The organism is Pseudomonas sp. B2021, from assembly GCF_018135665.1.
GTDB lineage: Bacteria > Pseudomonadota > Gammaproteobacteria > Pseudomonadales > Pseudomonadaceae > Aquipseudomonas > Aquipseudomonas lactis.
Map to the genome: position 1 here is coordinate 5,025,001 of NZ_SMOF01000001.1, position 18,446 is coordinate 5,043,446.

General features: G+C 51.9%; 16 protein-coding genes and 1 pseudogene. 6 read left to right on the plus strand and 11 right to left on the minus strand.

The window, feature by feature from the left end:
- Positions 1–103 precede the first annotated feature (103 nt).
- The 4 genes from E1K68_RS22605 to E1K68_RS22620 all read right to left on the minus strand — a co-directional run bounded on the left by E1K68_RS22605 (position 104) and on the right by E1K68_RS22620 (position 3,986).
- Positions 104–787: an MAE_28990/MAE_18760 family HEPN-like nuclease gene (locus E1K68_RS22605; protein WP_212614679.1), complete on the minus strand. Its 684-nt coding sequence runs from the start codon at positions 785–787 to the stop codon at positions 104–106.
- Between the two features lie 2 nt (positions 788–789).
- The gene (locus E1K68_RS22610) at positions 790–1,905 is read right to left on the minus strand and encodes a DUF262 domain-containing protein (protein ID WP_212614680.1); all 1,116 of its coding nucleotides are present in this window, start codon (positions 1,903–1,905) and stop codon (positions 790–792) included.
- 44 nt (positions 1,906–1,949) lie between these two features.
- On the minus strand, positions 1,950–3,461 hold the full coding sequence (locus E1K68_RS22615; protein WP_212614681.1) for a DNA methyltransferase: 1,512 nt from the start codon (positions 3,459–3,461) through the stop codon (positions 1,950–1,952).
- Between the two features lie 204 nt (positions 3,462–3,665).
- Complete coding sequence (locus E1K68_RS22620; protein ID WP_212614922.1) at positions 3,666–3,986, minus strand: CopG family transcriptional regulator; 321 nt, start codon at positions 3,984–3,986, stop codon at positions 3,666–3,668.
- Positions 3,987–4,340: 354 nt separating this feature from the next.
- On the opposite strand from E1K68_RS22620, the gene E1K68_RS22625 reads away from it, so the two are divergent.
- The 5 genes and pseudogenes from E1K68_RS22625 to E1K68_RS27945 all read left to right on the plus strand — a co-directional run bounded on the left by E1K68_RS22625 (position 4,341) and on the right by E1K68_RS27945 (position 7,926).
- Positions 4,341–4,703 (plus strand): hypothetical protein, encoded by a 363-nt coding sequence (locus E1K68_RS22625; protein ID WP_212614682.1) that lies wholly within the window; start codon positions 4,341–4,343, stop codon positions 4,701–4,703.
- Between the two features lie 269 nt (positions 4,704–4,972).
- Complete coding sequence (gene trbJ, locus E1K68_RS22630; protein ID WP_212614683.1) at positions 4,973–5,815, plus strand: P-type conjugative transfer protein TrbJ; 843 nt, start codon at positions 4,973–4,975, stop codon at positions 5,813–5,815.
- A gap of 2 nt (positions 5,816–5,817) precedes the next feature.
- The gene (locus E1K68_RS22635; RefSeq protein ID WP_212614684.1) at positions 5,818–6,003 is read left to right on the plus strand and encodes a hypothetical protein; all 186 of its coding nucleotides are present in this window, start codon (positions 5,818–5,820) and stop codon (positions 6,001–6,003) included.
- Between the two features lie 2 nt (positions 6,004–6,005).
- The gene (gene trbL, locus E1K68_RS22640) at positions 6,006–7,616 is read left to right on the plus strand and encodes a P-type conjugative transfer protein TrbL (RefSeq protein WP_212614685.1); all 1,611 of its coding nucleotides are present in this window, start codon (positions 6,006–6,008) and stop codon (positions 7,614–7,616) included.
- Positions 7,617–7,618: 2 nt separating this feature from the next.
- Positions 7,619–7,926 (plus strand): annotated as a pseudogene (locus E1K68_RS27945) (hypothetical protein).
- Positions 7,927–8,078: 152 nt separating this feature from the next.
- On the opposite strand, the gene E1K68_RS22645 reads toward E1K68_RS27945, so the two are convergent.
- The 3 genes from E1K68_RS22645 to E1K68_RS22655 form a co-directional block, all read right to left on the minus strand.
- Positions 8,079–9,923, minus strand: coding sequence for a hypothetical protein (locus E1K68_RS22645; protein ID WP_212614686.1), 1,845 nt, complete (start codon positions 9,921–9,923; stop codon positions 8,079–8,081).
- A 434-nt stretch (positions 9,924–10,357) separates the two neighbouring features.
- Positions 10,358–11,656: a replication protein gene (locus E1K68_RS22650; protein ID WP_244858833.1), complete on the minus strand. Its 1,299-nt coding sequence runs from the start codon at positions 11,654–11,656 to the stop codon at positions 10,358–10,360.
- 72 nt (positions 11,657–11,728) lie between these two features.
- A complete protein-coding gene (locus E1K68_RS22655) occupies positions 11,729–11,950 on the minus strand; it encodes an AlpA family phage regulatory protein (RefSeq protein ID WP_212614688.1) in 222 nt (73 codons plus the stop codon).
- An 83-nt stretch (positions 11,951–12,033) separates the two neighbouring features.
- On the opposite strand from E1K68_RS22655, the gene E1K68_RS22660 reads away from it, so the two are divergent.
- A complete protein-coding gene (locus E1K68_RS22660; protein ID WP_244858834.1) occupies positions 12,034–13,005 on the plus strand; it encodes a LuxR family transcriptional regulator in 972 nt (323 codons plus the stop codon).
- Positions 13,006–13,074: 69 nt separating this feature from the next.
- Here E1K68_RS22660 and E1K68_RS22665 read toward each other — a convergent pair whose 3' ends face one another.
- The 4 genes from E1K68_RS22665 to E1K68_RS22680 form a co-directional block, all read right to left on the minus strand.
- Positions 13,075–14,283, minus strand: a complete 1,209-nt coding sequence (locus tag E1K68_RS22665; RefSeq protein WP_212614924.1) for a site-specific integrase — start codon at positions 14,281–14,283, stop codon at positions 13,075–13,077.
- A 308-nt stretch (positions 14,284–14,591) separates the two neighbouring features.
- The gene (gene guaA / locus E1K68_RS22670) at positions 14,592–16,169 is read right to left on the minus strand and encodes a glutamine-hydrolyzing GMP synthase (protein ID WP_003193997.1); all 1,578 of its coding nucleotides are present in this window, start codon (positions 16,167–16,169) and stop codon (positions 14,592–14,594) included.
- Positions 16,170–16,249: 80 nt separating this feature from the next.
- Positions 16,250–17,719: an IMP dehydrogenase gene (gene guaB, locus E1K68_RS22675; RefSeq protein WP_003193998.1), complete on the minus strand. Its 1,470-nt coding sequence runs from the start codon at positions 17,717–17,719 to the stop codon at positions 16,250–16,252.
- 104 nt (positions 17,720–17,823) lie between these two features.
- Complete coding sequence (locus E1K68_RS22680) at positions 17,824–18,372, minus strand: hypothetical protein (RefSeq protein WP_003193999.1); 549 nt, start codon at positions 18,370–18,372, stop codon at positions 17,824–17,826.
- Positions 18,373–18,446: the final 74 nt, after the last annotated feature.

Sequence of the window (18,446 nt, forward strand, 5' to 3'; positions counted from 1 at the left end):
GGACACTGTAGAATTTCCCATCAATAATCGGTGGAAGAAAAGTGCGCCTTAAAATTAACCCAGCAGATCCAGTGAATCCTCCAACCAAGAAGCATTCAGGTGATTAATTAGAATTTAGCCAATTTATAACAGCCTCGTGGAACTCTGTGATTACCCTACGAGAATAATCAAGCGTATCTTCCACACTGATTTTTGTCGGATATGTTATTAGCCCGCCATGGGCGATGCTGTTACGCTGTTCCAACAAGCTATCAAGCCGACCAAGACTTACGTTAGAAATATCCAAACCAATGATCTTGGCATTCAATTCTGCGACGTTTTTATTAACATTGGAATGAGTCATTACCAATGCATCAAAATCTATTAAATGATCTACGGGACTTCCAAGCCACGTCTTCATCGCGCCAGTAAAATCTGTTAGCACATCGAACTTTCCTGCTCCCTGTTTTTTGGGTGGCGTACCAAGAGTCATCGTATTGAGTAGCTTTTGTAAGAAAGATGCGAGAAAACCTTCTTTCTGCAACCACAGGGCAGCATAAATATTTGTATAAGAGCTAACTTTTTGACCGGGCCGACAATGACGCCGCAGACAAATTGAACAAGCAATTTTAAAATATCCTTCCCAAGCGGCGTAAATAATTGGAATAGACATCAGGTAAAGAAAACCATCATTTCCAGTATTTAAGACTATGCATCGCGAATGTATATCATCTAATATTTTTAAATGTCGTTCAAGCGCCTGTTTGGCCTCAAGTTTTGCGCTGCTCAGCCTTAAATGAACAGCCATAATTACCCCTTAGAGAACCATTTTTTTCCGAACGCTACCCGCCCGATCATCTTCAGTCGGGCATTCGAGCCTGCTCCTGTTAACTTTATAGCCTCATCTTGATCGTGGAGCTCCACTATTAGTTTGCGCATACGATCAACAGAAACTTTCTTACATTTAGACAAATTCAGATAGATGCCGACAGCCACAATATCGAAAAGATTCGGGCTAAACCCCCCCGTAAACTTCCCATTTTTCCGAAACCTGAATGCCTCACCATCAGGATAAGCGTTATAGATAACCTTAAAAACGTCAGTAACTTTTTTCTTTTCATTTTCATCAAACTTCATGCCGCCTGAAGAAATTGAGTACATCACTTCGTCTAGAAAGTCCTCCAGCTTAGCCGTCGTAGGTTTATAGTTACCGAAAGCAATGAGCCGAAGAATTGATTCTTGGACACCCATCGATGCCCTATCTTTTACAGACATTTTCAGCGCGTCACAAACAAACTCAGAGTTTGCAACGGCCATTAACTGGTCAGCGAATGGCGACTCAGTAAGGCGCGCCGAGCAGTTCCGTATTTCCTGATTAGATAGAGTTGTGCCCGATCGGTTAAGTCGAGTAAAAACGTTGAACTTGGCCAGCGGGCTAGACTCTTTTTTAAGTAGTATCACCTGCACTCGCGCATATCTTAATGTTCGAAGAAGAGTATCGGGCATTGTGGCTCGAGAAAGTTTCTCTAAGCCCTTCAAAATAGGCGCGTGAGAAAGTATTGTCGGAATATTCAAATCGTTCTCTACAGGCGCCCCAGCAGCTGAAACCTTCGAAGTTAAGCCCTTGATCTCTTCACAGAAAAACTTTACCACTGTACTGAAACGTTGCAGACCATCAATAACCTCAAAGGACCCATTCTGTTTTTCAGCTAAAAAGATCGGCGGCGTAGGTATATTCAACAGCAAGGACTCTATGTAGCGCGTTTGTTGGTCAACGGTCCAACGAAACCCTCGCTGATAAAGCGGATCAATTTCAACGTCTCCAGCTTTGAATTGATTGATAAGCTCACTCCACATTTGTGTGTAAGAATCAACTACAACCTCGTGCCGCTGCTCTTCGACCTCATCAACAAGATTTTTTGTCACACTATGATCCTTCACTGAGCGTATCTATGGATAATTTGCGAGCTCTACAGCTTTTTAAAAATTAAAACACTTTCTTCCGTGCGCCTTGCTTTGGAGTACTTTTTTGAATTGGTATTAATATCAGACATGGAGCGATTATTGGAAAAATCGCAGCGCTGCTGAGTTTCCAAATTGAAGTAACTCCCCATCTCCTCTACAATCAAGGCCAAATCGTTAAGAACTTCTTTATAGTAAGAGTTTTGAACCACAAACACTAAGTCTGCACCAGGCCTGCATACTCTAGAAGCCTCGCCAATGGATTTATATAGCGCGTTGTAGTATTGAACGTGACTCTTGTAATAGTAAGTCTTTGAAGCGTAAGAAGTATGATTCCGTACCTTATCCAAAAAACTGATGCACTCAGCCCCCCAGCCTGATTCAGGAATAGGGACACTGGGATCTACTGTAGAAGTCCCAACTAGTGATCTTCTTAATACCTTATAGTCATCGACTGTCATTCTCAGTAGCGCCAACTCTAAAGAAGTAGCCACTGCATAATCAATTCTGGTGCAATATGGAGGAGAAGTAATGATAGCGTCGACGCTATCACATTCAAGTTCTAGATTTGTCGCATCCCCCATTTGAACTTCGACGCGACTAGCATCAGGACTTGAAAAAAAACGATCCTGTTCACACAAGAGTGATACTTCTTGAACAAACATAAATTTCACTGTAGATAATTTAATCGTTTTCCGGCTACCTGCGTCCTTTGGAACTTTTAGCCATGTTGGATTAGTGCCGACAAGATCTTTAACGAGCCTTCTGGCTAAACGAAACAATACCACGTAAAAAAAAGCTGCAATTGGTGAAACGCTACTATTATTGTCGCGAATAGTTAAATTAAGATAAGCAGAATCCGCGACTAACAGCTTATTGATTTTGCTCTCGATAGATCTTAGATAGAAAGCAGACTGCGGATCAAACCACTTCTCAAGAGGTTCTAAGCAAACTGTTTTTGATATTGCTCTAGGTACAGACTTTACTAAACTATGTGCTAGCGGCAACAAACTAGGAATATCTAGTTTTGATACAAAAGATGCTTTGGCAACCAAAACCATTACAGGATTTAGATCGATACCTACCGTTCTATGACCTTTTTTATAGCTTGCCACGCTTGTAGTACCGCTACCATTCCACGGATCCAGAATCAAGCTGCCGCTAGGTAGAGAAAGTTTATCGATTATGCTTTCAGCGAATTGCTCAGAATAGCCTGCATAGTAGGGGAACAAGCGCCCCTCTTTCTGATTCGATTTCGAGGCATTCTGCTTGGGATTCATGATCTCGATCACGATTAGCCTTTCGAGCAATTCAAAAGAGCCCATCTTAGCACCGATCGCTCGCGCATGGCTTGCAAGCAGGAGCAAGCTGTACCCCAAAATGCATAGAGCATTCCGAGGTCCAGGTATCGCTTCGACATGCATTTTCACCTGTTTTATGCTCGGAATGGAGCAATTGGTATCCATCGGCGACGCTAAACGTGCATGGCGTGATCGATTCGAGGGAAAGAGGCGTTTCAAGCCAGCTCCTCGTTCTACAGGAGGAATCTCTGCTCTGAAAAAATTTGCCCCATATCTTCCGCCTCCAAGCGACTGCCGCCACTTACAAGACTCCAGCTTTTGGCTATTCGCTGCCTGCTACACCGGCGAAAAATCAATCGAACCCTCTCCCACTTCCCGCTCGAATTGAAGGTAAAACTCAGCAGCGGCATTACCGGTATTTTTTCATTTTCGCTGGTACACAATTCGACTCATGAGGTCCAGAATCTGCGATTGCAGAACACGAAAATTTTTCATCATTTCCTCAACATCTACCGGCTGAGCACCTTGCCCGCGCTTCTCAGCGAGCCAAAGCTTCAAAAGCCCAGCGACCCGTCCAGTGTCGCCGTTAACCTTTGCCAAATCAGCCACGGCTCTCAGGTCAACAACCGACCGGATTGGTGTGTTCAAACCAAGTGCGCGAAGGTAGCCGGAGCGAGACATGCCAGCCTCCTCTGCCTTCTCTGTGATCGTCGCCTTTTCCTCGTCAGTAACCCAAACCTCGATGGGCTTACCGCGTCGGCGAGCCGGTGCCTTTTTTTGATGCCACCTGTCATGGACGCTCCTTTTATCGCTGGTGTTTTTTGCCTTAGACACGGTAGTGGCTGGCGGCCTCCCAGAGCAAGATACGTTGAGCCGAAGGCGAATAAGGGGGCAGTGGTGGACGGGTACGGGCTTGCCCGTACCCGTACAACACACATCTTGCCGTCCGATTCGACGCTAATGTGTGCGTATCTCTGCGAACCACTCAGAGCAAACCTTTCTAAGCATGTCTACGCATATCTACGCTGGATTACGCATGGAGATTATGCAATTTTTTGCGCATACTTGCGCAACCATGCTTATGAGGAGCTTGTGCTGATGAAGACACCAAAAGAAGGACCTACGGGCGCGGGGCGAGTAGCGTTTTTAGCGCGCCTCGATGAATTCCGTGGCCTCATTCAAGCCGGTTGGCCGGTGACGGTCGTGTATGAGAATCACGGTGGCGAGAACACTGGTCTGAGCTACAGCCAGTTCGCCCGATACGTCGGAAAGTACATCCGCAAGCCGACCAAACGCGGAACCCGACAGCCCACAACTCCTGACGAAATGCCACTTCCGATAACGCCGCAGGTAGGACAAAAGAAATCCGGTGCCTCCATAGTGCAAACTCCTATGCCGAAGCGTCGACCTGGGTTCCAGCATGACCCAAGCAGCGGCAACAATCGTGACGACCTCATCTAGCTTTCAATGAACGGCTAAGCCTTTCAAGAACTGCACACACGTCAAGCGCCCGCTACTGCTACCAGCAACACCAAATATTCGGCACATCGACAAGTCGACGCCAACTGATTGAAAGCTCATCCAGTCGGCTTTTTGAGGCATTCGGTAAAATGTATCGGCACCAGTCGATATCTTCCATGTCAACCTAATTAGCCAATCATTCCATCGATGCAACCGGCATATCGGGGCACGATCAGGCACGGATCAAAGTGACTGATAGAGGCCGGGTTATGCATCAAAAAATCACAGCGTTCTTCACCGAAAAAACGCTGCCAGCAAGATTTATTGCGCGCAAAAAGACCGTTTCTGCTGGCCGGAAACTCCTTTGCCATGCGGCCTATGGTGCCAACATAGCCCGAGCTGCCTTTGTTGGGTTGGCCGTATACATCGCCCCTTTCCCGGCATACGCCATCTATTGCTCTAACTGCTCGACGTTCTATCAACAGATGTTCGAATACGCCGAACAGGTGAACACTGCGCTGAATACCGCCGAGCAGTTGCAAACGCAGATTCAGCAGTACCAAAACATGGTCACGCAGGGCACGGGCCTGCCCGATTCCATGTTTGGCAGCATCGCGGCCGATTTGAAAAACGTGGTCAGAATCTACACCCGCTCGCAGGCACTGGGCCGCCAAATCCAGAACATAGACTCGCAGTTCAACACGGTCTTCCCGGGCTTCGAGTCCTACCTAAATCAAGCCGCGAACTCAGCGGAGGTCCCGACGCAAAATCACTATCTGAAGTGGTCACAGCAAGGGCGTGACAACGTGAAAACAGCTATGGAAGCGGCGAACCTCAATACAGGCGCTTTCGAATCTGAAGACGCGCAGCTTGCCAGCATGGTTTCCCGTTCCCAGTCGGCCGTGGGGCGGATGCAAGCGATTCAGGCGGGCAACGAAATCGCCTCGCAGAACGTGCAGCAACTGCAAAAGTTGCGCGACCTAGTGGCCACGCAGATCAACATGCAGGGCAACTACATGGCTCAGCAGGGCGACCGGAAGGCCGCTAGCGAAGCAGCCGAGCAGCGCTTCGAAGCGCGTAAAAACAACTGGGGGCCTTCCGAGGATTTCTAATCATGTTCATATCTAAAAATCTGATCGCTGGGTTATGCATCGTCTCTGCTCTTAGTGGTGCTGTTCTGTCCGGATTCATTGTTTCTATCCACACCGATTGCGGGGCTGCTGAGCGTTCTATGCAATCTGACACGGATAAAAACTTTGAAGCACGGAAAAACAACTGGGGCCCGTCTGAGGATTTCTAACTATGCAACGCTCAACATTTCTAGCACTCATTAGTGCAACACTTTTGCTTTCGGCCGGTAGCGCGCTGGCAGCGGGAGATGTAACTCAAAGCAATGAAATGAACGGGCTTTTGCGGATGCTCTATCAAGCCGCAAGTGAATGGTCACCGCGGCTACAGGGATATGCAGTCAGATTGCTGGCGTCTCTCGCTCTCATCCAATTGGTTTGGACGTTCATGCCTTTAGTTATGAAGCAAGCTGACTTAGGCGAAGTTGTGGGCGAGCTGATCCGCTTCTTCATGGTAATTGGCTTTTTCTACGCAGTCATTGAGCATTCCGTTCCATGGGCGACAGCCGTAGTGGACAGTTTCCGAGAGGCTGCGGGCACAGCTAGCGGTTTGGGTCGTGCCCTTCAGCCTGGTGATATGTTCGCGGTGGCCGTCAACTTCTCACGCACCATCGTGGAAGGAATTTCACTTTTTTCTCCGGGTAAAGCAGTCCTTATCGCGCTTGTTGGCTGCTTGGTTTTACTGTGCTTCGCCTTTATCGCGGCATTCATGTTTGTGACGCTTGTAGAGTCGTACGTCATCATCAATGCCTCCGTGCTGTTCTTCGGTTTCGGTGGTTCGCAATGGACTCGCGATTTTGCAATTGCACCACTGCGCTTCGTTGTTGCCGTTGGTGCCAAGCTATTCGTCTTAACACTGATCGTAGGAATTATTGTCACATCGGCCAAGTCATGGTTAGCGGCTTATACCAATGACGAAGCATCCCTGATGACATTGGCGGGACTGGCTCTGGTGTGCGCCTACCTGACCAAGACTATTCCCGACCTGATTGGCGGGATGATCAGCGGCACTTCAATGGGCGGCGGTTCGGCCATCGGCGGAATGGCTGCGGCTGGCGCAGCCGGTGCTGCTGCCGCAGTCGCCACCATCGCCACGGCCGGTGCCGCTGCGCCCGCCGCCGCTGGCGCGCTTAGCGCTGCCGGTAGTGGTGCAAGTGCTGCAGGCGCTGCCGGTAGCGGAGGATTGGCTGGCGCTATCAACTCCAGCTTTGCCGGTGCGGCAAACTCCGGCATCGGTGCAACTGCTTCAATGGGTAACGCCGCGTCCTCTGGAGTAGGTGCCAGCACTGGCGGCGGCGCAGTCATCAAGGGCTCTACATCAGCAGGGTCGAGCATAGGGGGTAGTACCGCTAAAACGACGCCTAGCCCAGCCCAGCAACCTAACAGCGGCGTGCAGCAGGCCGCCAAGCAGGCTGGAAAGGCAGTGCAAGACAACGACGACAAAGACAAACAACAAGAGACATCAAAAAGGGGTACTGAGGGCTCGGGAAACTCCCTTTCTCAAGCGGCAGATGGAGGTGCGAAGGTGCTCGGGGTGATGGCTTCAATGGCTGTGCCTGGCATGGAGAATGCGCATGGTCTGTCCCTTGGTGCTGGATCAATCCCACCTTCAAATAGCGCGACCAATTCGGCCGCTCCAAACAGCGGCGGAGAGTTAGCCGCTAATTCCGAGCAGGGGGATTCCAACGTGATCCGTCCAGCCTCAGACGCAAGCCCTACTAATGGTCGCCTAGCCTCGCTGAGTGTGCCGGGTACAGCCTCCAACAACGAAGAAACGGAGAAATAATCATGATGAGCTTTCTGATGTTCGCTGGATTCGTAGTATTCGCCTTTACGTTCGCCATTGGCATGTGGGCATTCGGCCGGTGGCTGCGAAGCAAAGGTTACGGGCCGCAGCTAGATAAGCTGGATCGGCAGTACACGGCGTTGCAGCTTCGCGTTAGCCCGCTAGCAATGTCGGCTTCATATCGCATGTTTGTCGGGGGAATCAGCTGCCCCTGCTGGGTAGTAAAAACAATGCTAATTTATGCCACCAAGTTTTGGCGGACATCCGAGCGATGCAGGAAAAAAAGAAGTCAGAGTCCCCTAAAAAGTAGTGACCATTATTCAGTGGCAGAGCCTCGAGTGCTTTCAGGGTTTAGACCAATGTTAACCGGTACCTCAAGCGTGGTCTGATCACGATCTTTTCGTAACTTTCTATTTCGCACACGTAAATATACGTGTGCGAAAGATAACAAAATTTATCAAATCATGTTTTTTCAGCCAAAGAAACAACAGATGAAGGAGCAGCAGAACTGCGCCAAGATTCACTCATGTAATCTGACAGCATATTTTCGTCGTCACTCAAAAATTGACAATTTTCGCCGTCAAATACTTTAGTCACCGAAAGCGTGTCTTTAAATTTTTTATACTTGATCGCCGCCAAATCAAATGCCTGTTCCAATGTAGAAACGCGATAAGCTCCACAAGCCAACTTCATCACTTCAAACAAAATCAAATCCAAATAATCATGTCCATTTTCGACAAGACCATGTATATATGACGGCTTAGATCCAGAGTGAACAATTAAATTTCGAGTCCTATATATCCTACGTATCTGCCATCGTAATTTTTGTTCGTGACTGTCAAGTGCCTTTTGTATTTTCTCTGGCGAAGCGAGCATTTCAGAAAGAGAAAACAAGCGAAACCTAAGTAAATGAAAATCACCTAACTCTGCATAAAGCTCTTTGCGTAGCGCCTCATTCCCCGGCACACACAGCAGGGCTAGAAGCCTCTGAGAGATGGAAGAGCCACTTCCTCCCTCAACCTTATTGAGAATTTTTTTCGTTGTCCACCGCCTCCAAATTATTAAATCATGACCAAGCCTACTTATTAGACGCTTGATGTATGTCTTCAATAAAAACGGCATCATTGACTCTACAACATTTGCAACTTTAGCTCCTTTCATGCTTACTGGAATCAAAGTTTCAAGCGAAGTCCAAAGACTAACCAGTTGATTCTCCACGATATCACTTGCAACACTGATACCGTGAAGGTCGGCCACACGATTGAACCTATCAAAGCTAGCGCCATGTAAACCGATATTTCTTATTAGTCGATTAAGTTCTTTTGAGGCCTTCTCCGCAGGCATATCAAAAGGCTTATCCATTGCACCTTTAGTAAGGGTGACAGCCACGGGTACATCTTTACAGCACTGGGATACTATTACTTTGGGTTGCCAGCTGATCTTTTCTCTATGGTGAAACAATGTGAATAAGTCACTCAACTGATCAAGCTTGGCGGCTGCTCGCTCCTGAACTGAGAAAATATCAAATCCCCTCAAACTTCCTACCTCCACATAAACATAGCCAGGAGGTTTTACAAATTCATTATTTTTGGCCACCTGAGCAATTTCTTCAGGAAGCTCATTTAACAGCTTCATACCAAAAGCTTGAACCGAATCCCTTGCCGTCTCTATAAGATCAGAAACAACAAAATAAACATCAAAATTGTGAGAATGCGGATATATATCTTTTAAGAACACCTCCAGACTGTCGAGACCTGTTATCTCAGCGCCATCAGGAGCAAAGAAATACTCTTGAGTAGTTTCATACAAAAATCTTTTACTAACCCCCATATTAACCAATGCAGTTACCGTATTCTTCAATACAGTATCAATAGCTTTCTTTTTTGAGGACTTTACCGCAGCCATCAGCAAATCGAAACTTTCATGAAGATAACGATACGGCTCTAGACTCCGCCCTAGAACCTCTAGTTTACGTTTTAACTCTGATAACTTAAAGTCGGTGTCAGACACATTAGAAATGTACTCACTGACACCCTGATCAAGTAAGTTTTTAGCTACAGCATCATAACTTATACTCCACTTAAGCTCTTCTAAAACATGTTTTAAATTAGTTTCATCTATAAGTTCCTTTTCAATATCCCGAATCAGTGCCAGAGCCTCTTTACAAAGAGAAGGGGCATTGAGACTAGCAGGCTTATAGGAGTCTAGCGTGTAGTCCCACAAAAGTTCATCTAGTCGCTGAGCAAAAAATAGTAATCCTTCGGTATCTTCACTGATTACCCACCGTTTAATATTTTTAAACCTCATACTCCCTCCTGGATGCTAAAAGCAGATGCTACTTTGGTGATACCAAAATGGCATGATGCCCTCAAAAAGGTCGGCTAGCTAGTGACGTTCAAGCATGTGACTGGCTGCGGTTCTCGCGGAAGGTGCATCGGAAATCCCTCTAGCGGCTTGCTGTATTACTCCCGCCTGCGCCGGACAACGTTAGGGGACCCGCTACGAATACACGAGCACGTACAACCCCCGTGCACCTATTTCTGGACCCGCCCAACCGTTCAGACCACAGCTAATCAGGAGCGACGAACAGTGCTGAGGCTTCGCCATTAGTAATACGGACGGACCTTGAACACCTATCCACCCCCTCCGATCAAAAGTGACCAAGACCTGAATTAGGGAGAACGGCGCTGTCAAAATCCCGGAGTCTTCACTTTTAGTAATACGCACGGACTCTGAACAGTCTACGTACTGTGCTTAAGGTAGCCGGAAACGGCACCGACCGAGATGCCCATTTGCTTCGCAATGGCTCGCACACTTAGCCCTTCGACTCTGAGAGATTGAGCTTTTACTTGCTTGGCGTTAGCCGCCTCAAGATAAGTTCGACGATCCACAGCACCGGCAGCGCGCCTACGGACCTCATGCCGTTTCCTGTCGCGCTCTAAGGCCATCCCCGAGCTGATGATAGTCTTGAGCTGCCGTTGTTCATCTGTAGTTATCCCGAACAGGTTTATCAGGGTTTCATTCTTTGGTGTGTACAGCGGTGGATAGTCCTTGCCTCCGAAACTGACCCTTTCCCCCGACTCGTAGGCTTTGGCTTTGCTGAACAACGTCATCAGTTCTTTGGAGCGGCTATTCCATTGTGGATCTAGCTCGCGGGACAGCGCTGAGGCTTCGTGATACATCTGCTTGCTGTTGGTCGCGCCGGAAAGTAGCAGGAAGTTCAAGCGCCAAAACAGATGTTGCATCCGGCAGCCTTCGTTGACACCGCCGCGCAGCTCGGCGAGCTTGCGCAGGTCTTCGAGGCGGTCCCACGCAAGCTGGCGGCCGGAAAATCCGCGGAGATTGTCAGCTTTACCGCCAGGCACCAAAAGGAAGGGCTTAGGCTTGCGTTTGACCCGCTCGGAATGCTCCTGCCGCTGTTGCTCGATTGTCCAACGGGCAGTAGGTAGCAGGGCCTCGGCCAGAGACTCGAAGTTGTAGCGGACGGGCTGGCCATCGGTGTCGTTCGTGACGTGAACCACGCGGCAGACTTCGCCGCTCTTGCTGTTGACCGTCTCGATGGTTCGTAGCACGCGGCTTGCGTCTTTGGCCATCGGATCGGCACCGACGTGTGCCAGCCGATCCACTAGGTAGCGTTGGCACGCATTCCAGCGGGGCAACGCCTGACGCGGGATAGTGCCGTCGAGTAGCCATTTTGCTTGGATGCCCCGGCCGCTGTAGATCAATACCGATGGCGCTGGCAATCCTTCTTCTGTGCAGAAGTACAGCACAGACGTCGCCAGTTGGTCAGGCGTGCGACCGGCAAGGGCTGGTATGCGGTAGGTGTCAAGATCGGTGAATAACAGCCCCAAACGGGCGAGGTTCACGACTCGCCGATTAGGGCGGATGAACTCTGCTTGAGACATCCATGTGTCGCGGGTTTTATCCACCAAATTGAGAATGGTGGGCATGTCCGCTAACCGGTGGGAGGACTGGCGTTTTTCGCCACGCACGTCAACCAGCAGCGAGAAAAACCCGCTCCTGCTGCTGTCGTGATACATCTGCGCCTCGCCGTGAGAACTGAACAGCGCAAGCTGCGATATGGGCCCTACGTCGGGCCCGATTCGCACTATTCAGGCTCCAACTCCGGGTCTGGGAGCCGGGCCTGAACCCTTGCAAGCATCAATCCATTCTTCTACCTCAGCCAAATCCCAGACCACCTTACGACTGCTGATCGCAATGCGGCGAGGAAATCGACCTTTGCTTTCAAAGTTGTAAATCGTGCGCTCACACAGCGGGATCATCGCTAGAAGCGTCTTCTTGTCGATGAGCGTTCTGTTCTTCGATACGTGCATACCTTGGCCTCTATCAGTCACAGCAAATGTGTGCCTGATCGTGCCCCTATGTGCCGCTTGCTTCGATGGAATAATTGGCTAAAATGGTTGACATGAAAAATTGCTCAGCCATCGCCATTTGGAAGGGATGCGACCCAACCGTCGCAGATGCCATCAGACGATTTCGAGATTGCTGGGAGCCGTACTCCGCAGCATCGAAGCGTTACCCTATCGCTCGCCTTGTGGAAGAACTCATCGACCCCGTTGTTGCTACGTATACGGCAACACTCCCGTCGCGCTATCTAGGGCACGTACCAGGAGCCGGTACCGGCGTAGCATTCAGTGAGATCATGCGATTGGTTGGTGCTGAAGCAATGGTTCGCGTACAGCGCCGATTGCTAAGAGCTTTTGTCCTAACAGAAGACCAGCAGTCCAAGAGAGATCAGCGATTTATCGCCACACTCGAAACGCTGATAGAGCTGGTATGGGCATGCAAGCGCAAGCAACCAGCGAAAAGAAATGTTCGTGGCTTGAATGGTCAACGCTTAAAAGTTTTTTGCAGATTTTGCGGCACGCTTGCAGAGCTGGCCACATTCGCCGAATCCGGCGGCGACGATGGCCAACGCGGCATGGATGAAAAACTGCGCCTCAGCAACCTTTATTGCGCGGCTCATCGCCCTAAGTTACCGGATGGCGAATGGAATCCTGCGTATAGAAAAGCGAAACGATCTATAGCGCAATTCGACCTAGAATTAGCCAGAGTCAGCCGCCAATGCGCCTCGAGAGGTACTCCGCAGGCGAAATCGGGTGACGAGTTGGTTGACAGCTACATACAGAGCTACATGCTTGGCCAAACGTTAACGCTAGCAGAGGAAGCAGAGTTACGGGACCTCGCGCGGCTTATGGTGGACTCAAGATTATCTGATAGAAAAAAACAGATGCTCATGCTCCAACGGCTTGGTTTCAATCAATCAGCGATTGCGCGCAGGCTGGGTATCGAACGCCAAGCGGTATCCAAAGCAATTGCCTCAATCCCAGAGATATTTTGGTTGAGTCAGCCACACCGATCCGGTTAGTAGCTCGCTTTAGCGTCAACCAAAATACACAATCAATAGCGGTTCACGCGGCCGAACCGGGCTCTTAAATCAAACCTTCGCACGTGGTTTTTTTAGCGTCCACTCGTCAATCATATCCGCCCAATCCTGCAACATCGCCCGACGCTGATCGCGGTATTCAGCTTTGTTGTAAACGGCCCGTACCCCCTTCTGCTCGTGCGCAAGGCACTTCTCAATCCAGTCTGAGTTGTAACCCGCCTCATGCAGCAGCGTGCTCGCTGTGCGCCTCAAATCATGCGGTCCGAACTTGCTCAGCGGCTGCCCTTCTTTCTGCGCAAGCCGGTACGTGAGCGTCAGCACTTGATTGATAGTCGCGGTGCTCATAGGCAAATCAGAATCGTACCGAGAGGGAAAGACGTAATCCGAACCACCGGCAAACGTCTTCAGAGCAATGAAAAAATCCAGCGCCTGCTGAGATAAGAACACCAAATGGGGATTGCGCCGCTTCATCCGCTCTTTCGGAATGGTCCACAGGGCTTCGCTGAAATTGATTTCGTTCCAGGTAGCGTTGGTCAATTCACTTTTGCGAACCATGGTCAGCAACAGCAGCTTAGCGGCGACTCTCACGGATGAGGCAGTGCCGATGCGGTCCAGGTACTGATACATCAACGCGATTTCGTCAGGCCCTAGAGCGCGATCACGTGGCTCGAATTTAGCGATGCTTGCAGGACGCACCAGATCAGCCGGATTCTCAACCTTCTGGCCACGCTCTATCGCCCATCGGAATACCTGCATCACAATCTCGCGGGAGTGCACGGCCGTGGCTGGAGCTCCACGCTCCACAATTGCATCTGTCAGCGTTCGCAGATCCTCATGATTGATTTCCACCAGTTTCTGATTACCGAAGTGCGGCTTTAGCTCGCGCTCGTAAACCGATCGGCGCATGTCCCGGGTTGAGTCAGCCATCTGATACCCACGCAGCCATTTCTCAGCCCACGCATCAAACGTCTCTGCCCCTTTGGTGCGTGCCTTGGCACGGGCTTTCTCTTTGGCAGGTGACTTACCCGCCGAAACCATCTTTTTAGCCTCGCCCAGGCGATCTCTGGCTTCCGCAAGTGTGATGCCACCCACGCCATAACGACCGAACGTGATGGTCTCCTGACGGCCATTGATTGAGTAGTTGTAACGAAATGAGATGGAACCGGCAGCAGTGACGGCCACGTACAGCCCGTCGCGGTCATTCACCTTGTAGAGCTTTTCTTGCGGTTTGAGGTTACGCAGCTTGGTATCGGTCAGCATGGCAGTTACGGATTCCATGGAAAAAATACCATGTTCAGAAAAGCACTCATGCACCACGATAAAACCCAATGAAAACGGGCTGATGATGAGATTTGATACCATGCCCTGCCCTGCTAGGGCGACATGGTATCGAGCACCGAACATGGCATTTGGCTCAGTCAATGCCCCTTACCATGCCATACAAACACGGTGCTTGGCGATGCACAAAGCTGCCAGAATTTGCCAGACCCAAAAAGCCAGAAGCCCGCAATTACGCGGGCTCCAGGGCATTTTTTGCTAGATCGTGCCGGGCAATGCCGGACGCGGGCTCATTCCCACTCAATCGTCGCCGGCGGCTTGCTCGACACGTCATAAGTAACGCGCGAAATACCTTCGATCTCATTGATAATCCGGCCGCTGACCGTCTCCAGCAGTTCGTAAGGCAGGTGAGCCCAACGCGCCGTCATGAAGTCGATGGTCTCTACGGCACGCAGCGCAACAACCCATGCGTAACGACGGCCATCGCCTACAACGCCAACCGATTTCACCGGCTGGAACACCACGAACGCCTGGCTGACCTTGTGGTACCAGTCGGCCTTGCGCAGTTCTTCGATGAAGATGTGGTCGGCACGACGCAGCAGGTCGGCGTATTCCTTTTTCACTTCACCGAGGATACGCACGCCCAGGCCCGGGCCTGGGAATGGGTGGCGGTAGACCATGTCGTACGGCAGGCCCAGTTCCAGGCCCAGACGGCGGACTTCGTCCTTGAACAGCTCGCGCAGCGGTTCTACCAGCTTGAGGTTCATTTCCTCAGGCAGGCCACCCACGTTGTGGTGGGACTTGATCACGTGGGCCTTGCCGCTCTTGGCGCCGGCCGACTCGATCACGTCGGGGTAGATGGTGCCCTGGGCGAGGTACTTGATGTTGTCCAGTTTGGTGGACTCGGCATCGAATACGTCGATGAAGGTACGACCGATGATCTTGCGCTTCTTCTCCGGGTCGGACTCGCCGGCCAGGTTGTTGAGGAACTGGTCCTCAGCGTTGGCGCGGATCACCTTGACGCCCATGTTCTCGGCGAACATGGCCATCACTTGCTCACCTTCGTGCAGGCGCAGCAGGCCGTTGTCGACAAATACGCAGGTCAGCTGGTCGCCGATGGCCTTGTGCAGCAAGGCCGCCACAACCGAGGAGTCAACGCCGCCGGACAGGCCGAGCAGCACGTTGTCGGTACCGACCTGGGCGCGCACTTGGGCGATGGCGTCTTCAGCGATTTTAGACGGGGTCCACAGGGCTTCACACTCGCAAATGTCGAGGATGAAACGCGACAGGATGCGCCCGCCTTGCTTGGTGTGGGTCACTTCCGGGTGGAACTGCACGCCGTAGTAGCGACGCTCGTCGCTGAACATGCCAGCGATCGGGCAGCTCGGGGTGCTGGCCAGGATGTGGAAGTCTTCCGGCATTTTGGTGACCTTGTCACCGTGGCTCATCCACACGTCGAGGCCGAACAGGCCGTCGGCGTCGATGTGGTCTTCGATGCCGTCCAGCAGGCGGCTCTTGCCAACCACGTCCACACGGGCATAACCGAATTCACGCAGCTCGGAACCTTCAACCTTGCCGCCCAGTTGCTCGGCCATGGTCTGCATGCCGTAGCAGATGCCAAATACCGGCACGCCCAGGTCGAATACCGCTTGCGGGCAGCGCGGGCTGTTGGCTTCGTGAACGGACTCGGGGCCACCGGCGAGAATGACGCCTTTGGGTGCGAATTCGCGGATCGCTTCATCGTCCATGTCGAACGGGTGCAGTTCGCAGTACACGCCGATTTCACGCACGCGGCGGGCGATCAGTTGGGTGTACTGGGAACCGAAGTCGAGGATCAGGATGCGGTGGGCGTGAATGTCGAGGGCCATGAAGTCAGTCTCGTCTAATGAATCAGAAACAACTCGGGGCTGAAGAACAGCCCCGGTTACTTAACATTTTGCTGGAAGGCTCAACCTACACGGTAGTTTGGCGCTTCCTTGGTGATCTGCACGTCGTGGACATGGGATTCAGCCATGCCGGCGCCGGTGATTCGCACGAACTCTGGCTTGGTGCGCATTTCTTCGATGTTGGCGCTGCCGGTGTAACCCATCGAGGAACGCAGGCCGCCCATCAGTTGGTGAATGATCGCGCTCAGGGTGCCTTTGTACGGCACACGGCCTTCGATACCTTCCGGTACGAGCTTCTCGGCGCCTGCCGAAGAGTCCTGGAAGTAACGGTCGGAAGAGCCTTGCGCCTGGGACATGGCGCCCAGCGAACCCATTCCACGGTAAGCCTTGTACGAACGGCCCTGGAACAGTTCGATCTCACCTGGCGCTTCTTCGGTACCGGCGAACATCGAGCCCATCATCACGCACGAGGCGCCGGCAACGATGGCCTTGGACAGGTCACCGGAGAACCGGATGCCACCGTCGGCGATCAACGGTACGCCCGTGCCTTCAAGGGCAGCGGCGACGTTGGCGATGGCGCTGATTTGCGGCACGCCCACACCGGCAACGATGCGCGTGGTGCAGATGGAACCTGGGCCGATACCGACCTTGACTGCATCGGCGCCAGCTTCGGCCAAGGCCTTGGCGGCAGCGCCGGTGGCGATGTTGCCGCCGATCACCTGTACGTCAGGGAAGTTCTGCTTGACCCAACGCACGCGGTCGATCACGCCTTTGGAGTGGCCGTGAGCGGTGTCGACCACCACCACGTCAACACCGGCAGCAACCAGGGCCGAGACGCGGTCACCGGTGTCTTTACCGGTACCAACCGCAGCGCCAACGCGCAGACGACCTTGGTCATCCTTGCTGGCCAGCGGGTAAGCCTTGGCTTTTTCGATGTCGTTGACGGTCATCATGCCTTTGAGGGCGAATTTGTCGTCGACGATCAGCACGCGCTCGATGCGGTGCTTGTGCAGCAGTTCGCGCACATCGTTCTTGTCGGCGCCTTCCTTGACGGTGACGAGGCGCTCTTTAGGCGTCATCACTTCGCGGACGGTCACTTCAAGGCGGTTCTCGAAACGCACGTCACGGGAAGTGACGATGCCGACCAGGTCGCCATCGTGCAGCACCGGGACGCCGGAGATGTTGTGCATGCGAGTGAGTTCGAACAGATCACGCACGGTGGCGTCAGCTTCGATGGTGATCGGATCTTTCACCACACCGGCTTCGTAACGCTTGACCTTGCGCACTTCGGCAGCTTGCTGCTCGATGGTCATGTTCTTGTGGATGATGCCGATGCCGCCTTCCTGAGCCATGGCAATGGCCAGACGGGCTTCGGTGACGGTGTCCATGGCAGCGGAAACCAGGGGAATATTCAGCTCGATGCCACGGGTTAGGCGGGTCTTGAGACTGACTTCGTTAGGAAGCACCTCGGAATAACCGGGCACTAGGAGAATGTCGTCGAATGTCAGAGCTTCTTGGCTGATACGCAGCATCGCGGGGGCTCCCGAGCGGGAAAATGGAAGCGCGCCATTATATACATGCACCCTGCCGGGCTCAATGTAAAACTCTGACAAACTTGGTAATAGTGATAGATGGTTTAAAGCTCGACTTTGACCCAGCTCACCTTCTGGTCCAACCAATCGGCAAACTCGTCGATAAAGCTCTGCTTGAAACCCGCCTCCGCCCAGTTGTTGAAAATGAAGCCCAGGTTGGAAAACCCGCACTCCTGCAAGAATAAAAAGCCATTAATGTCGTCTTCATGCCCACACAGCGGGCAGGTGAAGTTATCGGTGTGGCCGGGCATCCAGTCTTCCAGGCTTTCGAACAGCGCTTCTCCGACCTCCTTCAGGCACTCCGGGCAACCGGCCTCCTCGAGAAAGCCCTTGGCCGGGGTATAGATGCAACGCTTATAGATGATCTCCAAGCCATTGACCGGCTCGTTGAACGGCAACGCCTCGGGATGCAGCACCACGGCGCGGGCGCCATCGGCCAGGGCGTAGCCCATACGGTTGCCGGTGCGGCCGCAAGTGGTGAGCTCTTCCTTGATGATGTTCTTGCGCACCAGCCAGCGCACAATCGCCCGGGCGCGGGGTTCGTGGACGGGCAAGGTGGAGATTTTCGGGACAAGGATGCTTTGGGAATTCATGGGAGTCCTGCGGTGTGGCTACTGGCGCCATCGCGGGCAAGCCCGGCTCCCACAGTTGATCGCATTCCAGTGTG